This window comes from Enterobacter sp. 186315, from assembly GCF_053290175.1.
Window position 1 is genome coordinate 38,793 of record NZ_JBPTTK010000021.1, and the last position, 15,432, is coordinate 54,224.

General features: G+C 54.8%; 16 protein-coding genes. 15 read left to right on the top strand and 1 reads right to left on the bottom strand.

Annotation, left to right across the window (positions count from 1 at the left end; genetic code table 11):
- Positions 1-36 precede the first annotated feature (36 nt).
- The 14 genes from yceD (at position 37) to ptsG (ending at position 12,359) form a co-directional block, all read left to right on the top strand.
- Positions 37-558: a 23S rRNA accumulation protein YceD gene (yceD, locus tag ACSVHP_RS18890; RefSeq protein ID WP_417315973.1), complete on the top strand. Its 522-nt coding sequence runs from the start codon at positions 37-39 to the stop codon at positions 556-558.
- A 16-nt stretch (positions 559-574) separates the two neighbouring features.
- Entirely contained in the window at positions 575-748 is a 174-nt protein-coding gene (gene rpmF, locus ACSVHP_RS18895; protein WP_003857964.1) for a 50S ribosomal protein L32, read from the top strand.
- A gap of 80 nt (positions 749-828) precedes the next feature.
- A complete protein-coding gene (plsX, locus tag ACSVHP_RS18900; RefSeq protein WP_234673549.1) occupies positions 829-1,863 on the top strand; it encodes a phosphate acyltransferase PlsX in 1,035 nt (344 codons plus the stop codon).
- Positions 1,864-1,869: 6 nt separating this feature from the next.
- Complete coding sequence (locus ACSVHP_RS18905; RefSeq protein ID WP_447552698.1) at positions 1,870-2,823, top strand: beta-ketoacyl-ACP synthase III; 954 nt, start codon at positions 1,870-1,872, stop codon at positions 2,821-2,823.
- Positions 2,824-2,838: 15 nt separating this feature from the next.
- A complete protein-coding gene (fabD, locus tag ACSVHP_RS18910; protein WP_447552699.1) occupies positions 2,839-3,768 on the top strand; it encodes an ACP S-malonyltransferase in 930 nt (309 codons plus the stop codon).
- A 12-nt stretch (positions 3,769-3,780) separates the two neighbouring features.
- On the top strand, positions 3,781-4,515 hold the full coding sequence (gene fabG, locus ACSVHP_RS18915) for a 3-oxoacyl-ACP reductase FabG (protein ID WP_234673552.1): 735 nt from the start codon (positions 3,781-3,783) through the stop codon (positions 4,513-4,515).
- A gap of 154 nt (positions 4,516-4,669) precedes the next feature.
- The gene (gene acpP / locus ACSVHP_RS18920; protein WP_003857954.1) at positions 4,670-4,906 is read left to right on the top strand and encodes an acyl carrier protein; all 237 of its coding nucleotides are present in this window, start codon (positions 4,670-4,672) and stop codon (positions 4,904-4,906) included.
- An 89-nt stretch (positions 4,907-4,995) separates the two neighbouring features.
- Positions 4,996-6,237: a beta-ketoacyl-ACP synthase II gene (gene fabF, locus ACSVHP_RS18925; RefSeq protein ID WP_447552700.1), complete on the top strand. Its 1,242-nt coding sequence runs from the start codon at positions 4,996-4,998 to the stop codon at positions 6,235-6,237.
- A gap of 118 nt (positions 6,238-6,355) precedes the next feature.
- Positions 6,356-7,171, top strand: coding sequence for an aminodeoxychorismate lyase (gene pabC / locus ACSVHP_RS18930; RefSeq protein WP_447552701.1), 816 nt, complete (start codon positions 6,356-6,358; stop codon positions 7,169-7,171).
- Positions 7,168-8,190, top strand: a complete 1,023-nt coding sequence (gene yceG, locus ACSVHP_RS18935) for a cell division protein YceG (protein ID WP_447552702.1) — start codon at positions 7,168-7,170, stop codon at positions 8,188-8,190. The genes pabC and yceG overlap by 4 nt, the downstream gene beginning before the upstream one ends.
- Complete coding sequence (tmk, locus tag ACSVHP_RS18940; protein ID WP_447552703.1) at positions 8,180-8,821, top strand: dTMP kinase; 642 nt, start codon at positions 8,180-8,182, stop codon at positions 8,819-8,821. The genes yceG and tmk overlap by 11 nt, the downstream gene beginning before the upstream one ends.
- Positions 8,818-9,822: a DNA polymerase III subunit delta' gene (holB, locus tag ACSVHP_RS18945; protein WP_447552704.1), complete on the top strand. Its 1,005-nt coding sequence runs from the start codon at positions 8,818-8,820 to the stop codon at positions 9,820-9,822. The genes tmk and holB overlap by 4 nt, the downstream gene beginning before the upstream one ends.
- A gap of 10 nt (positions 9,823-9,832) precedes the next feature.
- Entirely contained in the window at positions 9,833-10,627 is a 795-nt protein-coding gene (locus tag ACSVHP_RS18950) for a metal-dependent hydrolase (protein WP_417316049.1), read from the top strand.
- A gap of 298 nt (positions 10,628-10,925) precedes the next feature.
- Entirely contained in the window at positions 10,926-12,359 is a 1,434-nt protein-coding gene (gene ptsG, locus ACSVHP_RS18955) for a PTS glucose transporter subunit IIBC (protein ID WP_234673559.1), read from the top strand.
- Positions 12,360-12,499: 140 nt separating this feature from the next.
- Here ptsG and fhuE read toward each other — a convergent pair whose 3' ends face one another.
- Positions 12,500-14,719, bottom strand: a complete 2,220-nt coding sequence (gene fhuE / locus ACSVHP_RS18960; RefSeq protein ID WP_447552705.1) for a ferric-rhodotorulic acid/ferric-coprogen receptor FhuE — start codon at positions 14,717-14,719, stop codon at positions 12,500-12,502.
- Positions 14,720-15,072: 353 nt separating this feature from the next.
- On the opposite strand from fhuE, the gene hinT reads away from it, so the two are divergent.
- Positions 15,073-15,432, top strand: a complete 360-nt coding sequence (gene hinT, locus ACSVHP_RS18965; protein WP_006809243.1) for a purine nucleoside phosphoramidase — start codon at positions 15,073-15,075, stop codon at positions 15,430-15,432.

Consider the following 15,432-nt stretch of genomic DNA (forward strand, 5'->3'; position numbering starts at 1 on the left):
GACTCTATGACGTTACAAAGTTAATATGCGCGCCCTATGCAAAAGGTAAAATTACCCCTGACTCTTGATCCGGTTCGTACGGCTCAAAAACGCCTCGATTATGAAGGAGTTTATTCTTCCGATCAGGCCGAGCGTATCGCCGAATCCGTAGTCAGTGTGGACAGTGATGTGGAATGCTCCATGTCGTTCGCTATCGATAATCAGCGCCTTGCCGTTATTACCGGTGATGCAAAGGTTACGGTAACGCTCGAATGTCAGCGTTGCGGGAAACCGTTCGTACAGCACGTTCACACAACGTATTGTTTCAGTCCGGTTCGTTCAACCGAACAGGCTGAAGCACTCCCGGAAGCGTATGAACCGATTGAGGTTAACGAATTCGGTGAAATCGATCTGCTGGCTTTGGTAGAAGATGAAGTGATCCTCTCCTTACCAGTAGTTCCGGTGCATGATTCTGAACACTGTGAAGTGTCCGAGGCGGACATGGTCTTTGGGGAACTGCCTGATGAAGCGCAAAAACCAAATCCATTTGCCGTATTAGCCAGCTTAAAGCGTAAGTAATTGAGGAGTAAGGTCCATGGCCGTACAACAGAATAAACCAACCCGTTCCAAACGTGGCATGCGTCGTTCCCATGACGCGCTGACCGCAGTTACCAGCCTGTCTGTAGACAAGACTTCTGGTGAGAAACACCTGCGTCACCACATCACCGCTGACGGTTTCTACCGCGGCCGCAAGGTTATCACTAAGTAATCACGCGTCAGCGTGATTAAGCTTAGTGAGGATTTCCCCGTGCAAACGGGGAATTTACCGAACCAGGCTGTGACGATACCTTGACACGTCTAACCCTGGCGTTAGATGTCATGGGGGGAGATTTTGGCCCTTCCGTGACAGTGCCTGCGGCATTGCAGGCACTGAATTCTAATTCGCAACTCACACTTCTTTTAGTCGGCAATCCCGACACAATCACGCCATTACTTGCAAAAGCTGACTTCGAACAACGTTCACGTCTGCAAATTATTCCTGCGCAGTCAGTTATTGCCAGTGATGCCCGACCCTCGCAGGCTATTCGCAATAGCCGCGGCAGCTCTATGCGAATCGCGCTGGAGCTGGTGAAAGAAGGGCGAGCGCAGGCTTGCGTCAGCGCCGGGAATACCGGTGCGCTGATGGGGCTTGCGAAATTACTGCTCAAACCCATCGAAGGGATTGAGCGTCCTGCGCTGGTGACGGTCTTACCGCATCAGCAAAAGGGCAAAACGGTGGTGCTCGATTTGGGCGCTAACGTCGATTGTGATAGTACAATGCTGGCTCAGTTTGCCGTGATGGGATCGGTGCTGGCAGAAGACGTGGTCGGGATCGCTAACCCGCGCGTTGCGTTATTGAATATTGGTGAAGAAGAGACCAAAGGCCTGGACAGCATTCGTGACGCTGCCGAATTGCTCAAACAGGTTCCCTCCATCAACTATATTGGTTATCTCGAAGCCAATGAGTTGCTGACGGGCAAAACGGATGTATTAGTGTGTGATGGCTTCACCGGTAACGTAACGCTGAAGACCATGGAAGGGGTCGTTCGGATGTTCCTTTCCTTGCTTAAGTCGCAGGGAGAAGGTCAAAAAAGGTCCTGGTGGCTGATTTTATTAAAGCGTTGGTTACAAAAAAGCCTGACGCGGCGATTCAGTCACCTCAACCCCGACCAGTATAATGGCGCCTGTCTGTTAGGATTGCGCGGTATTGTGATTAAGAGTCACGGTGCGGCCAATCAGCGAGCTTTTTCCGTCGCGATTGAACAGGCAGTGCAGGCGGTGCAGCGACAAGTCCCCCAGCGGATTGCCGCTCGCCTGGAATCTGTATTAGCTAAAAGTGACTGAGCGTACATGTATACGAAGATTATTGGTACCGGCAGTTATCTGCCAAAGCAGGTGCGAACCAACGCCGATCTGGAAAAAATGGTAGATACGTCTGACGAGTGGATTGTCACGCGCACAGGTATCCGTGAACGTCGTATTGCCGCGCCAGACGAAACCGTTTCAACCATGGGTTACGAAGCCGCACAGCGCGCTATCGAAATGGCCGGCATCGATAAAGATCAGATTGGTTTGATCGTCGTGGCGACCACTTCGTCGACCCATGCTTTCCCAAGCGCAGCGTGCCAGGTGCAGAATATGCTCGGCATTAAAGGCTGCCCGGCATTTGATGTGGCTGCGGCCTGTGCAGGTTTTACCTACGCACTTAGCATTGCCGATCAGTACGTGAAATCCGGCTCCGTGAAGTATGCGCTGGTGATCGGGGCTGACGTGCTGGCACGTACCTGCGATCCTACCGATCGCGGCACGATCATTATTTTTGGTGATGGCGCCGGTGCGGTACTGCTTGGTCAGTCCGAGGAGCCGGGGATCATCTCCACGCATTTACATGCTGACGGCAGCTACGGCGAGCTGTTAACCCTGCCAAACGCGGATCGCGTTAACCCAGACAACTCTATTTACCTGACAATGGCGGGTAATGAAGTGTTCAAAGTGGCAGTGACCGAGCTTGCTCACATCGTTGACGAAACGCTGGAAGCGAACAATCTTGAACGCTCCGCGCTCGACTGGCTGGTGCCGCATCAGGCGAACCTGCGCATTATTAGCGCAACAGCGAAAAAGCTGGGCATGTCGATGGATAACGTTGTGGTGACGCTGGATCGTCACGGCAATACCTCTGCGGCGTCGGTACCTTGCGCATTCGATGAAGCGGTACGCGACGGACGAATCAAACGGGGCCAGCTGGTCCTGCTTGAAGCCTTCGGTGGTGGGTTCACCTGGGGTTCCGCGCTGGTTCGTTTCTAGTATAAGGATAAAAAGATGACGCAATTTGCATTTGTGTTCCCGGGACAGGGCTCTCAAACGGTTGGGATGTTGTCTGAAATGGCGGCAACCTACCCGGTTATCGAAGAGACTTTCCGTGAAGCCTCTGACGCTCTGGGCTATGATCTTTGGGCGTTGACCCAGCAGGGTCCAGCCGAAGAGCTGAATAAAACCTGGCAGACTCAGCCAGCACTGCTGACCGCATCCGTTGCGCTGTGGCGCGTATGGCAGCAGCAGGGCGGTAAAGTGCCAGCGCTGCTCGCCGGTCACAGCCTGGGTGAATACTCTGCGCTGGTCTGTGCGGGTGTGATTGCGTTTGCTGATGCCGTGCGTCTGGTTGAGCTGCGCGGTAAGTTCATGCAGGAAGCGGTTCCAGAAGGGACGGGAGGCATGTCTGCCATTATCGGTCTTGATGATGCGTCCATTGCGAAAGCCTGTGAAGAGTCAGCAGAAGGCCAGATTGTTTCTCCTGTGAACTTTAACTCGCCGGGCCAGGTTGTTATCGCGGGCCACAAAGAAGCGGTTGAACGTGCGGGTGCAGCCTGTAAAGCAGCGGGCGCAAAACGCGCACTGCCACTGCCCGTTAGCGTGCCATCTCACTGCGCGCTGATGAAGCCAGCAGCGGACAAACTGGCCGTTGAACTGGACAAAATTACCTTTAACACACCGACGATTTCCGTTGTGAATAACGTTGATGTGAAATGCGAAACCGCGCCAGAGGCTATCCGCGCTGCGCTGGTTCGTCAGCTTTATAGCCCGGTACAGTGGACCAAAACCGTTGAGTTTATGGCGTCACAGGGCGTTGAGCATCTGTATGAAGTCGGCCCTGGTAAAGTCCTCACCGGTCTGACAAAACGTATTGTTGACACCCTGACCGCATCGGCGATTAACGAGCCGGACGCGATGTCAGCGGCACTCTCGCAATAAAAGAGGAATACCATGAGTTTTGAAGGAAAAATCGCACTGGTGACCGGCGCAAGCCGCGGTATCGGGCGTGCAATTGCTGAAACACTGGTTGCGCGCGGCGCGAAAGTGATTGGTACAGCGACCAGCGAGAATGGCGCTCAGGCCATCAGCGACTATCTGGGTGCGAACGGTAAGGGTCTGGTACTGAATGTGACCGAGCCTGCATCTATCGAATCTGTTCTGGAAAATATTCGCGCAGAATTTGGCGAGATCGATATTCTGGTAAATAATGCTGGGATCACTCGCGATAACCTGCTGATGCGAATGAAAGATGACGAGTGGAACGATATTATCGAAACCAACCTGTCATCGGTATTCCGTCTGTCAAAAGCGGTAATGCGCGCTATGATGAAAAAGCGTCATGGTCGTATTATCACTGTTGGTTCTGTGGTTGGTACCATGGGAAATGCTGGTCAGGCTAACTACGCTGCGGCGAAAGCAGGTCTGATCGGTTTCAGTAAATCGCTGGCACGCGAAGTTGCGTCCCGCGGTATTACTGTAAACGTTGTTGCTCCGGGCTTTATTGAAACGGACATGACGCGTGCGCTGACCGATGATCAGCGTGCGGGTACACTGGCGGCAGTTCCTGCGGGGCGTCTTGGCGACCCTAAAGAAATCGCCAGTGCGGTTGCATTTTTAGCCTCTGACGAAGCGGGTTACATCACTGGTGAAACCCTCCACGTCAACGGCGGGATGTATATGGTTTAATCACGATCGAAAATATTTGCGTTATTAGGGCGAATGGCCTCAAAATAACGTAAAATCGTGGTAAGACCTGCCGGGATTTAGTTGCAAATTTTTCAACATTTTATACACTACGAAAACCATCGCGAAAGCGAGTTTTGATAGGAAATTTAAGAGTATGAGCACTATCGAAGAACGCGTTAAGAAAATTATCGGCGAGCAGCTGGGCGTTAAGCAGGAAGAAGTTGTGAACTCCGCTTCCTTCGTTGAAGACCTGGGCGCAGATTCTCTTGACACCGTTGAGCTGGTAATGGCTCTGGAAGAAGAGTTTGATACTGAGATTCCGGACGAAGAAGCTGAGAAAATCACCACCGTTCAGGCTGCCATTGATTACATCAACGGTCACCAGGCGTAAGTGAACATCTCCAGGCGGTCATTCGACCGCCTGAGTTTTATCTTTTTTAGTCCCACGAATCCCTTTTTATCCCTCCCTGGAGGACAAACGTGTCTAAGCGTCGTGTAGTTGTGACCGGACTTGGCATGTTGTCTCCTGTCGGCAATACCGTAGAGTCCACCTGGAAAGCTCTCCTTGCCGGTCAGAGCGGCATCAGCCTAATCGACCATTTCGATACTAGCGCCTATGCAACGAAATTTGCTGGCTTAGTAAAGGATTTTAACTGTGAAGAGATCATCTCGCGCAAAGAACAGCGCAAGATGGATGCCTTCATTCAATATGGAATTGTCGCTGGCGTTCAGGCCATGCAGGATTCTGGCCTTGTCATTACGGAAGAGAACGCAACCCGCATTGGTGCCGCTATTGGCTCCGGGATTGGCGGTCTTGGCCTGATCGAGGAAAACCATACCTCTCTGGTAAACGGTGGTCCGCGTAAAATCAGCCCATTCTTCGTTCCGTCGACGATTGTTAACATGGTGGCAGGTCACCTGACCATTATGTTCGGCCTGCGTGGCCCAAGCATTTCAATCGCTACTGCCTGTACGTCTGGTGTGCATAACATCGGTCAGGCCGCGCGTATCATTGCCTATGGCGATGCTGATGCGATGGTGGCGGGCGGTGCCGAAAAAGCCAGTACCCCGCTGGGTGTTGGTGGTTTTGGCGCAGCGCGTGCGCTCTCTACCCGTAACGATAATCCTCAGGCGGCAAGCCGTCCGTGGGATAAAGACCGTGATGGTTTCGTACTGGGTGATGGCGCGGGCATGATCGTACTGGAAGAGTACGAACACGCTAAAAAACGCGGCGCGAAAATTTATGCTGAAGTCGTCGGCTTCGGTATGAGCAGCGATGCGTATCACATGACGTCACCTCCAGAAGATGGTGCGGGTGCAGCGCTCGCGATGGCTAATGCTATTCGCGATGCGGGCATCACTCCGGCTCAGATCGGCTACGTTAACGCCCACGGTACTTCGACACCGGCAGGCGATAAAGCAGAAGCTCAGGCTGTGAAATCTATCTTCGGTGAGTCTGCCAGCCGTGTGATGGTCAGCTCCACGAAATCCATGACCGGTCACCTGTTGGGTGCGGCGGGTGCGGTAGAGTCAATCTACTCCATTCTTGCGCTGCGCGATCAGGCTGTTCCGCCAACCATCAACCTGGATAACCCGGATGAAGGTTGCGATCTGGACTTCGTACCGCACGAAGCACGCCAAGTAAGCGGTATGGAATACACCCTGTGTAACTCCTTCGGCTTTGGTGGCACTAACGGCTCTCTGATCTTCAAAAAGGTCTGATCCTGCTGCCTGATGGCGATAAAAAGGTCCGCTTGTCGGACCTTTTTTATTCAGTTTTATCCCCTTGTTTGATTTTAAGCCCATTGCCACACTGTACGACCACGCGTAAGGAGCCAGTATGTTTCTGATTAATGGCCTTGAGCAGGATTGTCTTCCTGCGAGCGACAGGGCGACGCAGTTTGGCGATGGCTGTTTTACCACCGCGCGTATCACCGACGGGGATGTCGTATTTCTCACAGCCCATCTTCAGCGTTTACAGAACGCCTGTGAAAAACTCCTGATCCCCTTTACCGAGTGGGAAACCCTTGCGTACGAGATGACGCAGCGGGCCGCAGGGCACACCAGCGGTGTGCTGAAGGTCATCATCAGCCGGGGTAGCGGCGGGCGGGGTTACAGCGGTGCAAGCTGTCAGGAGCCCACGCGGATCCTCTCTGTTACCGCCTATCCCGCACAGTATGAACGCTGGCGGCGCGACGGCATTACCCTCGATCTCAGCCCGGTACGTCTTGGACGAAACCCGATGCTGGCCGGAATTAAGCATCTCAACCGTTTAGAGCAGGTGTTGATCCGCGCTCATCTTGAGCAGTCGGACGCGGACGAAGCGCTGGTTCTTGACAGCGAAGGGGTCATTACTGAATGCTGTGCGGCTAATTTATTCTGGCGGCAGGGCAGCGATGTCTTTACGCCGAAGCTCGATCAGGCTGGCGTAAACGGTATTATGCGCCAGTTTTGTTTGCAGCAGCTGGCACGCTCGGCTTTCCGTGTTGTCGAAGTCAACGCAGTAGAAGATGCGCTGTTAGCGGCAGACGAAGTGGTTGTCTGCAATGCGCTGATGCCCGTTGTGCCCGTTCGCGCCTGGGGCCAGATGCAATGGTCATCCCGCGAGCTGTATCAATTTTTAGCCCCGTTATGTGAGCAAACCAGAAACTCATGAAGAAAATGTTGCGCTTTATCCTCCTCCTGATCGTCGTGCTGGGTCTCGCTGGCGGAGTCGGAGTGTGGAAAGTTCGCCAGCTGGCGAACAGTAAAATCCTGATTAAAGAAGAGACTATCTTTACCCTGAAAGCGGGAACCGGACGTGTGGCGCTCGGCGAGCAGCTTTATGACGATAAAGTCATAAACCGCCCGCGCGTATTCCAGTGGCTGCTGCGCGTTCAGCCTGAGCTGTCTCACTTTAAAGCAGGGACGTACCGCTTTTTGCCGGGCATGACGGTTAAAGAGATGCTGCAACTGCTGGAAAGCGGCAAAGAAGCGCAGTTCCCGCTGCGATTTGTCGAGGGAATGCGCCTGAGCGATTACCTCAAGCAGCTGCGTGATGCCCCTTATCTCAAGCATACCCTGAAAGACGATAGCTATAAGACGGTTGCCGAGGTGCTTAAGTTTGAGAACCCGGAGTGGGTTGAAGGCTGGTTCTGGCCGGACACCTGGATGTATACCGCAGGCACCACGGACGTGGCTATCCTGAAGCGCGCGCATAAGAAGATGGTCGCCGCCGTGGATGCCGCGTGGGAAGGGCGGGCTGATGGCCTGCCGTACAAAGACAAAAACCAGTTTGTCACCATGGCCTCGATTATCGAAAAAGAGACCGCCGTGGCCGCAGAGCGCGATCGGGTCGCGTCGGTGTTTATCAACCGACTGCGTATCGGAATGCGCCTGCAAACGGACCCGACCGTGATCTACGGGATGGGCGAGAGCTATAACGGCAAGATTTCACGAAAAGACCTTGAAACGCCGACGGCGTATAATACCTATGTGATTAGCGGCTTGCCGCCTGGCCCGATTGCGACGCCGGGCAACGCGTCCCTGAAAGCGGCCGCGCATCCGGCCAAAACGCCGTATCTCTATTTTGTGGCGGATGGAAAAGGCGGGCATACGTTCAACACTAACCTTGCCAGCCACAATCGCTCTGTTCAGGACTATCTGAAGGCACTTAAGGAAAAAAATGCGCAGTAAATACATTGTCATTGAGGGGCTGGAAGGCGCGGGTAAAACCACCGCGCGCGATCTGGTGGTGGAAACGCTTAAAACGCTGGGCGTTGATGAGATGGTGTTTACCCGCGAGCCGGGCGGCACGCAGCTGGCGGAAAAACTGCGAAGCCTGGTGCTGGATATCAAATCCGTTGGCGATGAAGTCATTACCGATAAAGCCGAAGTCCTGATGTTTTACGCCGCGCGCGTGCAGCTGGTGGACACGGTGATTAAACCGGCGCTGGCGGAAGGTAAATGGGTGATTGGCGATCGTCACGATCTCTCGACTCAGGCCTATCAGGGCGGCGGTCGCGGTATCGATCGGGGGATGTTAGCGACCCTGCGCGACGCGGTGCTGGGAGATTTCCGCCCGGACCTGACGCTGTACCTCGACGTGACGCCTGAAGTGGGCCTGAAGCGCGCCCGCGCGCGCGGCGAGCTGGACCGCATTGAGCAGGAGTCGCTGGACTTCTTTAACCGCACGCGAGCGCGCTATCTGGAACTGGCCGCGCAGGACAGCTCGATTCGAACCATCGATGCCACCCAGTCGCTGGACGAGGTGACCCGTGCCATCCGTGAAACCGTGACCCGGTGGGCACAGGAGCAGCAGGCATGAAATGGTACCCATGGTTGCGCCCGCACTTTGAACAGCTGATTGGCAGCTATCAGGCCGGACGGGGGCATCATGCGCTACTGATTCAGGCGTTGCCCGGCATGGGTGATGATGCGCTGATATACGCGCTGACCCGTTTTTTGATGTGCCAGCAGCCGGAAGGGCATAAAAGCTGCGGCAAATGCCGCGGCTGTCAGCTGATGCAGGCGGGTACCCATCCTGATTACTACACGCTTGAGCCGGAAAAGGGCAAAACGACCCTCGGCATTGACGCGGTGCGTGAGGTCAGCGAAAAGCTGTACGAGCACGCGCGTCTGGGCGGGGCGAAGGTGGTCTGGCTGAAAGACGCCGCGCTGCTGACCGAAGCGGCGGCCAACGCCCTGCTGAAAACGCTGGAAGAGCCGCCGGAAAAAACCTGGTTCTTCCTCTCCTGCCGCGAGCCGGGCAGGCTGCTGGCAACGCTGCGCAGCCGCTGTCGCCTTCATCATCTCTCGGCTCCTCAGGAAGCATGGTCGTTAAGCTGGCTTGGGCGAGAGGTGACAACGTCACACGAGGCGATGCTGACCGCGCTGCGCCTGTGCAGCGGCGCACCGGCGGCGGCCCTTGCGCTGCTTCAGCCCGAGAGCTGGGCAAAGCGTGAGGCGCTTTGTGGTGCCGTAGGGTCGGCGCTGGACAGCGGCGACTGGCTGAGCTTGCTGGCGACGCTGAACCATGACCATGCCGCCGAGCGGCTGCACTGGCTGGCCTCCATGCTGCTGGACGCGCTAAAAATTCAACAGGGCGCAACGCTGTTATCGAACGTGGATGTCTGGGCGTTGACCAATACCCTGGCGAACCGGTTATCCGGCAACACGTTGCGCGCCATTCTTCACGACGTTTGCCAGAGCCGTGAACAGCTTTTAACGGTAACCGGTCTTAATCGCGAGCTAGTACTGACCGATCTGTTACTGCGTATCGAACATTACCTGCAACCAGGCGCCGTGCTGCCTGTTTCCCATCTCTGAGAGAGACATTATGTTTTTAGTCGACTCACACTGCCATCTTGATGGCCTGGATTACCAATCCCTGCATGAAAACGTGGACGATGTACTGGCGAAAGCCGCCGCCCGCGACGTGAAATTCTGCCTTGCCGTAGCCACCACGCTGCCGGGGTATCGCTCGATGCGTGACCTTGTGGGCGAACGCGATAACGTGGTCTTCTCCTGCGGCGTTCATCCGCTGAATCAGGATGAAGCGTACGATGTTGAGGATCTGCGCCGTCTGGCGGCGGAAGAGGGCGTTGTCGCGATGGGTGAAACCGGGCTGGACTATTTTTACACCCCGGAAACGAAACCGCGCCAGCAGGAGTCCTTCCGCAACCACATCCGTATTGGTCGCGAGCTGAACAAGCCGGTTATCGTTCATACCCGTGATGCGCGCGCCGATACGCTGGCGATCCTTCAGGAAGAAAAGGTGACGGATTGCGGTGGCGTACTACACTGTTTCACAGAAGACAGAGAAACGGCGGGTAAGCTGCTTGACCTGGGGTTTTATATCTCGTTTTCGGGGATTGTGACGTTCCGTAACGCCGAGCAGCTTCGCGATGCGGCGCGCTATGTCCCCCTCGATCGTATTCTGGTGGAAACAGACTCTCCTTATCTGGCACCGGTACCGCATCGCGGTAAAGAAAATCAGCCAGCCATGACGAGGGATGTGGCTGAGTATATGGCCGTGCTTAAGGGCGTCAGCATTGAAGAGCTGGCTCGCGTGACCACGGAAAACTTCGCCAGCCTGTTCCACATCGACCCCGCCCGCCTCCAGTCTGTCTGAAATACCTGTTTTTTTTAGGCTCGTAATTAATAAACAAAGCGAGTAAAGTTCACCGCCTTATTTAGGGCGGTGACGGTGTTTTTAGACACATCCAGACATAACTTTTGTAAATATCTGAAAGTTTTTGATTCGTCTTAAGCCGAAACGTGATAGCCGTCAAACAAAGTCGCAGGGATTTATTTTACTCTGTGTAATAAATAAAGGGCGCTTAGATGTCCTGTCCACGGCACGGTACTCCCCCCGGGCCAATGCGTGAAAAGCGTAAAAAAAGCACAAATACTCAGGAGCACTCTCAATTATGTTTAAGAATGCATTTGCTAACCTGCAAAAGGTCGGTAAATCGCTGATGCTGCCAGTATCCGTACTCCCAATCGCAGGTATCCTGCTGGGCGTCGGTTCTGCTAACTTCAGCTGGCTGCCAGCCGTAGTTTCCCACGTGATGGCAGAAGCAGGCGGTTCTGTTTTTGCTAACATGCCGCTTATCTTCGCTATCGGTGTTGCTCTGGGCTTCACCAATAACGACGGTGTATCCGCACTGGCCGCAGTGGTTGCTTACGGCATCATGGTGAAAACCATGGCTGTGGTTGCGCCGCTGGTTCTGCATTTACCTGCTGAAGAGATCGCAGCTAAACACCTGGCGGATACCGGTGTTCTCGGCGGTATCATCTCCGGTGCGATTGCAGCCTATATGTTCAACCGCTTCTATCGCATCAAGCTGCCTGAGTATCTGGGCTTCTTCGCGGGCAAGCGCTTTGTTCCGATTATCTCCGGTCTGGCAGCGATTTTCACTGGCGTGGTCCTGTCCTTCATCTGGCCACCAATCGGTTCTGCCATCCAGACCTTCTCTCAGTGGGCGGCTTACCAGAACCCGGTTGTGGCGTTTGGTATTTACGGCTTCATCGAGCGCTGCCTGGTGCCGTTTGGTCTGCACCACATCTGGAACGTTCCATTCCAGATGCAGATTGGTGAATACACCAACGCAGCAGGTCAGGTGTTCCACGGCGATATCCCACGTTACATGGCAGGCGACCCAACCGCAGGCAAACTGTCCGGTGGCTTCCTGTTCAAAATGTACGGCCTGCCGGCTGCTGCGATTGCGATCTGGCACTCTGCTAAACCAGAGAACCGTGCAAAAGTGGGCGGTATCATGATCTCCGCCGCGCTGACCTCGTTCCTGACCGGTATCACCGAGCCGATCGAGTTCTCCTTCATGTTCGTTGCGCCAATCCTGTACATCATTCACGCTGTACTGGCTGGCCTGGCGTTCCCAATCTGTATCCTGCTGGGTATGCGTGACGGTACGTCCTTCTCACACGGTCTGATCGACTTTATCGTTCTGTCCGGTAACAGCAGCAAGCTGTGGCTGTTCCCAATCGTGGGTGCGTGCTACGCGGTGGCTTACTACACCATCTTCCGCGTGCTGATCAAAGCGCTGGACCTGAAAACCCCAGGTCGTGAAGATGCAACCGAAGACAGCAAAGCGGGCGCGACCAGCGAGATGGCGCCAGCTCTGATCGCTGCTTTCGGCGGTAAAGACAACATCACCAACCTGGACGCGTGTATCACTCGTCTGCGCGTGAGCGTTGCTGATGTGGCGAAAGTCGACCAGCCTGGCCTGAAAAAACTGGGCGCGGCAGGTGTGGTTGTTGCAGGTTCTGGTGTTCAGGCAATCTTCGGTACTAAATCCGATAACCTGAAAACTGAGATGGATGAGTACATCCGCAACAACTAATCAGTGACAGGGGAGACTAAGGCAGCCGAATGGCTGCCTTTTTTATTGGGTGCGGCACAGGCCGGGTAAACGACGCGCCACCCGGCAAAAACGCGCACAAAAAAAGGAGCCTCCCGGCTCCTTTTGTCATAACTGACCGCTTAGAAACTATAGGTTCCGCTCACCGAGAAGTTACGCGGTGCGCCGTACACGCCGTAGGTACCCAGATAGTCATAGTACTCTTCGTCGAACACGTTGTTCAGGTTGCCCTGTACCGCAAAGTTTTTGGTGACCTGATAGCGGGCAAAGAGATCGACAACGGTATAACCGTCCTGGGTGATCTTCGTGACGCCCTGCGGCCCTGGGGTTTCAAAGTCATACCAGGTTTTATTCTGCCAGCGCGCGCCGCCGCCGACGGCCAGTTCAGGCAGCATTGGCAGCTGATAGCGGGTAAACAGCTTAAACGTGGTACGCGCCTGCTGAGGGTTAACCGCGTTACCGTCTTCATCTTCGGCAATGTAGCGGCTTCCGCCGAAGGTCAGCTGCCAGTTGTCGGTCAGCGCGCCGTTCAGCTCGAACTCGATACCTTTGCTGACCGTGCCATCAACGGATTTATACGCCGTTTGTCCACCTGAGCCAGGAATGGTCGTGCCTGTTGATACCGCCACGTTGTCCTGCTCCAGGCGGAAGACCGCGACGGAGGCGGTGAGGCGGGTATTGAACCAGTCGCCTTTCACGCCCGCTTCATAGCTCTTACCGGTGGTCGGATCGATGAACTTGCTGTTCACATCACGCTGACCGCTCGGCTGGAAGATAGAGGTGTAGCTGGTGTAGACGGACCAGGTATCGTCAATATCGTAGATCAGCCCGGCGTACGGGGTGACGTCGTGGAACTTCGCGTTGCGGATTTCGTCCGGCTTGCGCTCAAGGTTATATTTCGCGCTCCATTCCGTATAACGCGCGCCCAGAATCAGGTGCAGCGGATCGGCAAGAGAGAGTCGGGTCGCGGCGTACACCGATTTCTGGCGGATCACGTCGCGCTGATAAAGCGCAAAATCAGACCAGGCAGGGTTGGCCAGCTTACCGTTGTAGTCGTAGATATTGCCCACGTCCATCAGGCCGTAGTTATCGTTGACCGGGTAGGAGTTGTCGTAGTTATTGCGCTGGCGGCTGTAGCTCCCGCCCAGCATCAGCTCGTGCTGGCGGCCGAGAAGATCGTACCCGCCGCGCACGAAGGCGTCCACGGAGTCCTGCTTACGCTCGCCCCGGTTCCAGCCGCCCCATGCGCCCTGGAAAAGGGAAGAGTCGTACAGGCCGGTCGTTTTGTCCGGATACCCGTCGATGTACATCAGCTTGCTGTCGAAGTTCGTTTCAGCATGCATGGCGTTCACTTTAGCTTCCCAGCCGTTATCGAAGCGCTGGCTCAGGTTGGCAAAGACTTTCGTGGAGTCCTGGTTAGAGTACGTCCAGTCGGCGGCGGTGTTAAAGCCACGGCGGAAGTGCGTTTTGCTGCCGTCGCTAAACAGGGAAGGGAAGCCGCCCCAGGTTGGGCTGTCCTCTTCGCTTTCCTGATAGTCATACCCCAGAGAAAGGGTGGTGGAGTCGGTCAGATCCGCATCGACAACGCCGTAAACGAACTTTTTACGGTAGTGGTTACGCTCAACCCAGGAGTCTTTATCTTCATAGCCCGCGATCGCACGACCGCGAACGTTGCCGGATTCGGTGAGCGGAGCCTGAACGTCCAGCACGTAGCGCTGCTTGTCCCAGCTACCGTAGGTGGCGGACACCGAGCCTTTAAACTCTTTGCTGTCGGCGTGCTTGCGCACCATGTTCACGTACGCGGACGGGTTGCCCGTACCGCTCATCAGCCCGGCCGCGCCGCGCACCACTTCAATTTTGTCGAAGATGGCCGTATCGCCCGCCGTATCGCCAAAGTTCCAGCGGTTGTCGAGGAAGGTCGGCATATCTTCATACGCAAAGTTGCTGATGAAGAAGCCGCGCGCGTAATAGTTGGTGCGGCTGGTATCAATGTGGGACGCGCTCACGCCAACCGTGTTATCCAGCACCTGGCCGATGGTATTCAGCTCCTGATCCTGCATACGCTGCTGGCTGATCACGCTGACGGACTGGGGGATATCGCGCGGGACTAACAGCAGTTTGGTCCCGGTGGTGGTGGTTTTTACGCTGTAATCCTGGGCCTGGCCCTCCAGCGGATCCTGTGCGTTATCAAACCCGCCGTCGACGACAACGGTGTCCTCTGCGGCGGCGGTCTCGGCGAAACTTACGGTTGGCATCAATGCCATAGCAATGCAGGCAGCCAGCACGGAAGGCGCGGTGGCAGGCATACGTTGCCCATCCCTGGTGTGATTAATGAAAGACATCATCAAACCCTTAATGAATGGTGAAGGTTGTGTGCGTCAGTCCCGCAGGCGCGGGCTGAAGTCGTTTTCTATGTTTAAAATGCGCATGAAAATGCAAATGCGAAATATACGCATTGAGATTATCGCTGTAAACAGATGTTTCAAATGCAAATGAAATTATGTTTCATAGAATTGGTCTGTAAGAGTGCTCACTCTCCAGCCAGCTGTCGGATAATAAGGAAAGAAATCACGGGAGAAGGTTGAAAGGACAGGAGAAAGTCGCTCATACTCTTGAGTTGTGTCACACCGTAATAGCACCATTGTGTGTTACCGGCAGGCACACCACGCCAGATTAAACAAAAAAGGAAAAGGTCATGGCTGAAGAAACGATTTTCAGTAAAATTATCCGTCGCGAAATTCCGTCGGATATCGTGTATCAGGACGAGCTGGTCACAGCATTCCGGGACATCTCACCTCAGGCACCGACGCACATCCTTATTATTCCCAATATTCTGATTCCAACCGTAAATGACGTGAAAACCGAGCACGAAGTGGCTTTAGGTCGTATGCTCACTGTGGCTGCAAAAATTGCGGAGCAGGAGGGGATTGCGGAAGACGGCTATCGCCTGATCATGAACTGTAATCGCCATGGCGGTCAGGAAGTTTATCACATTCACATGCATCTGCTGGGTGGACGTCCGCTGGGGCCGATGCTGGCACATAAAGGTCTTTGA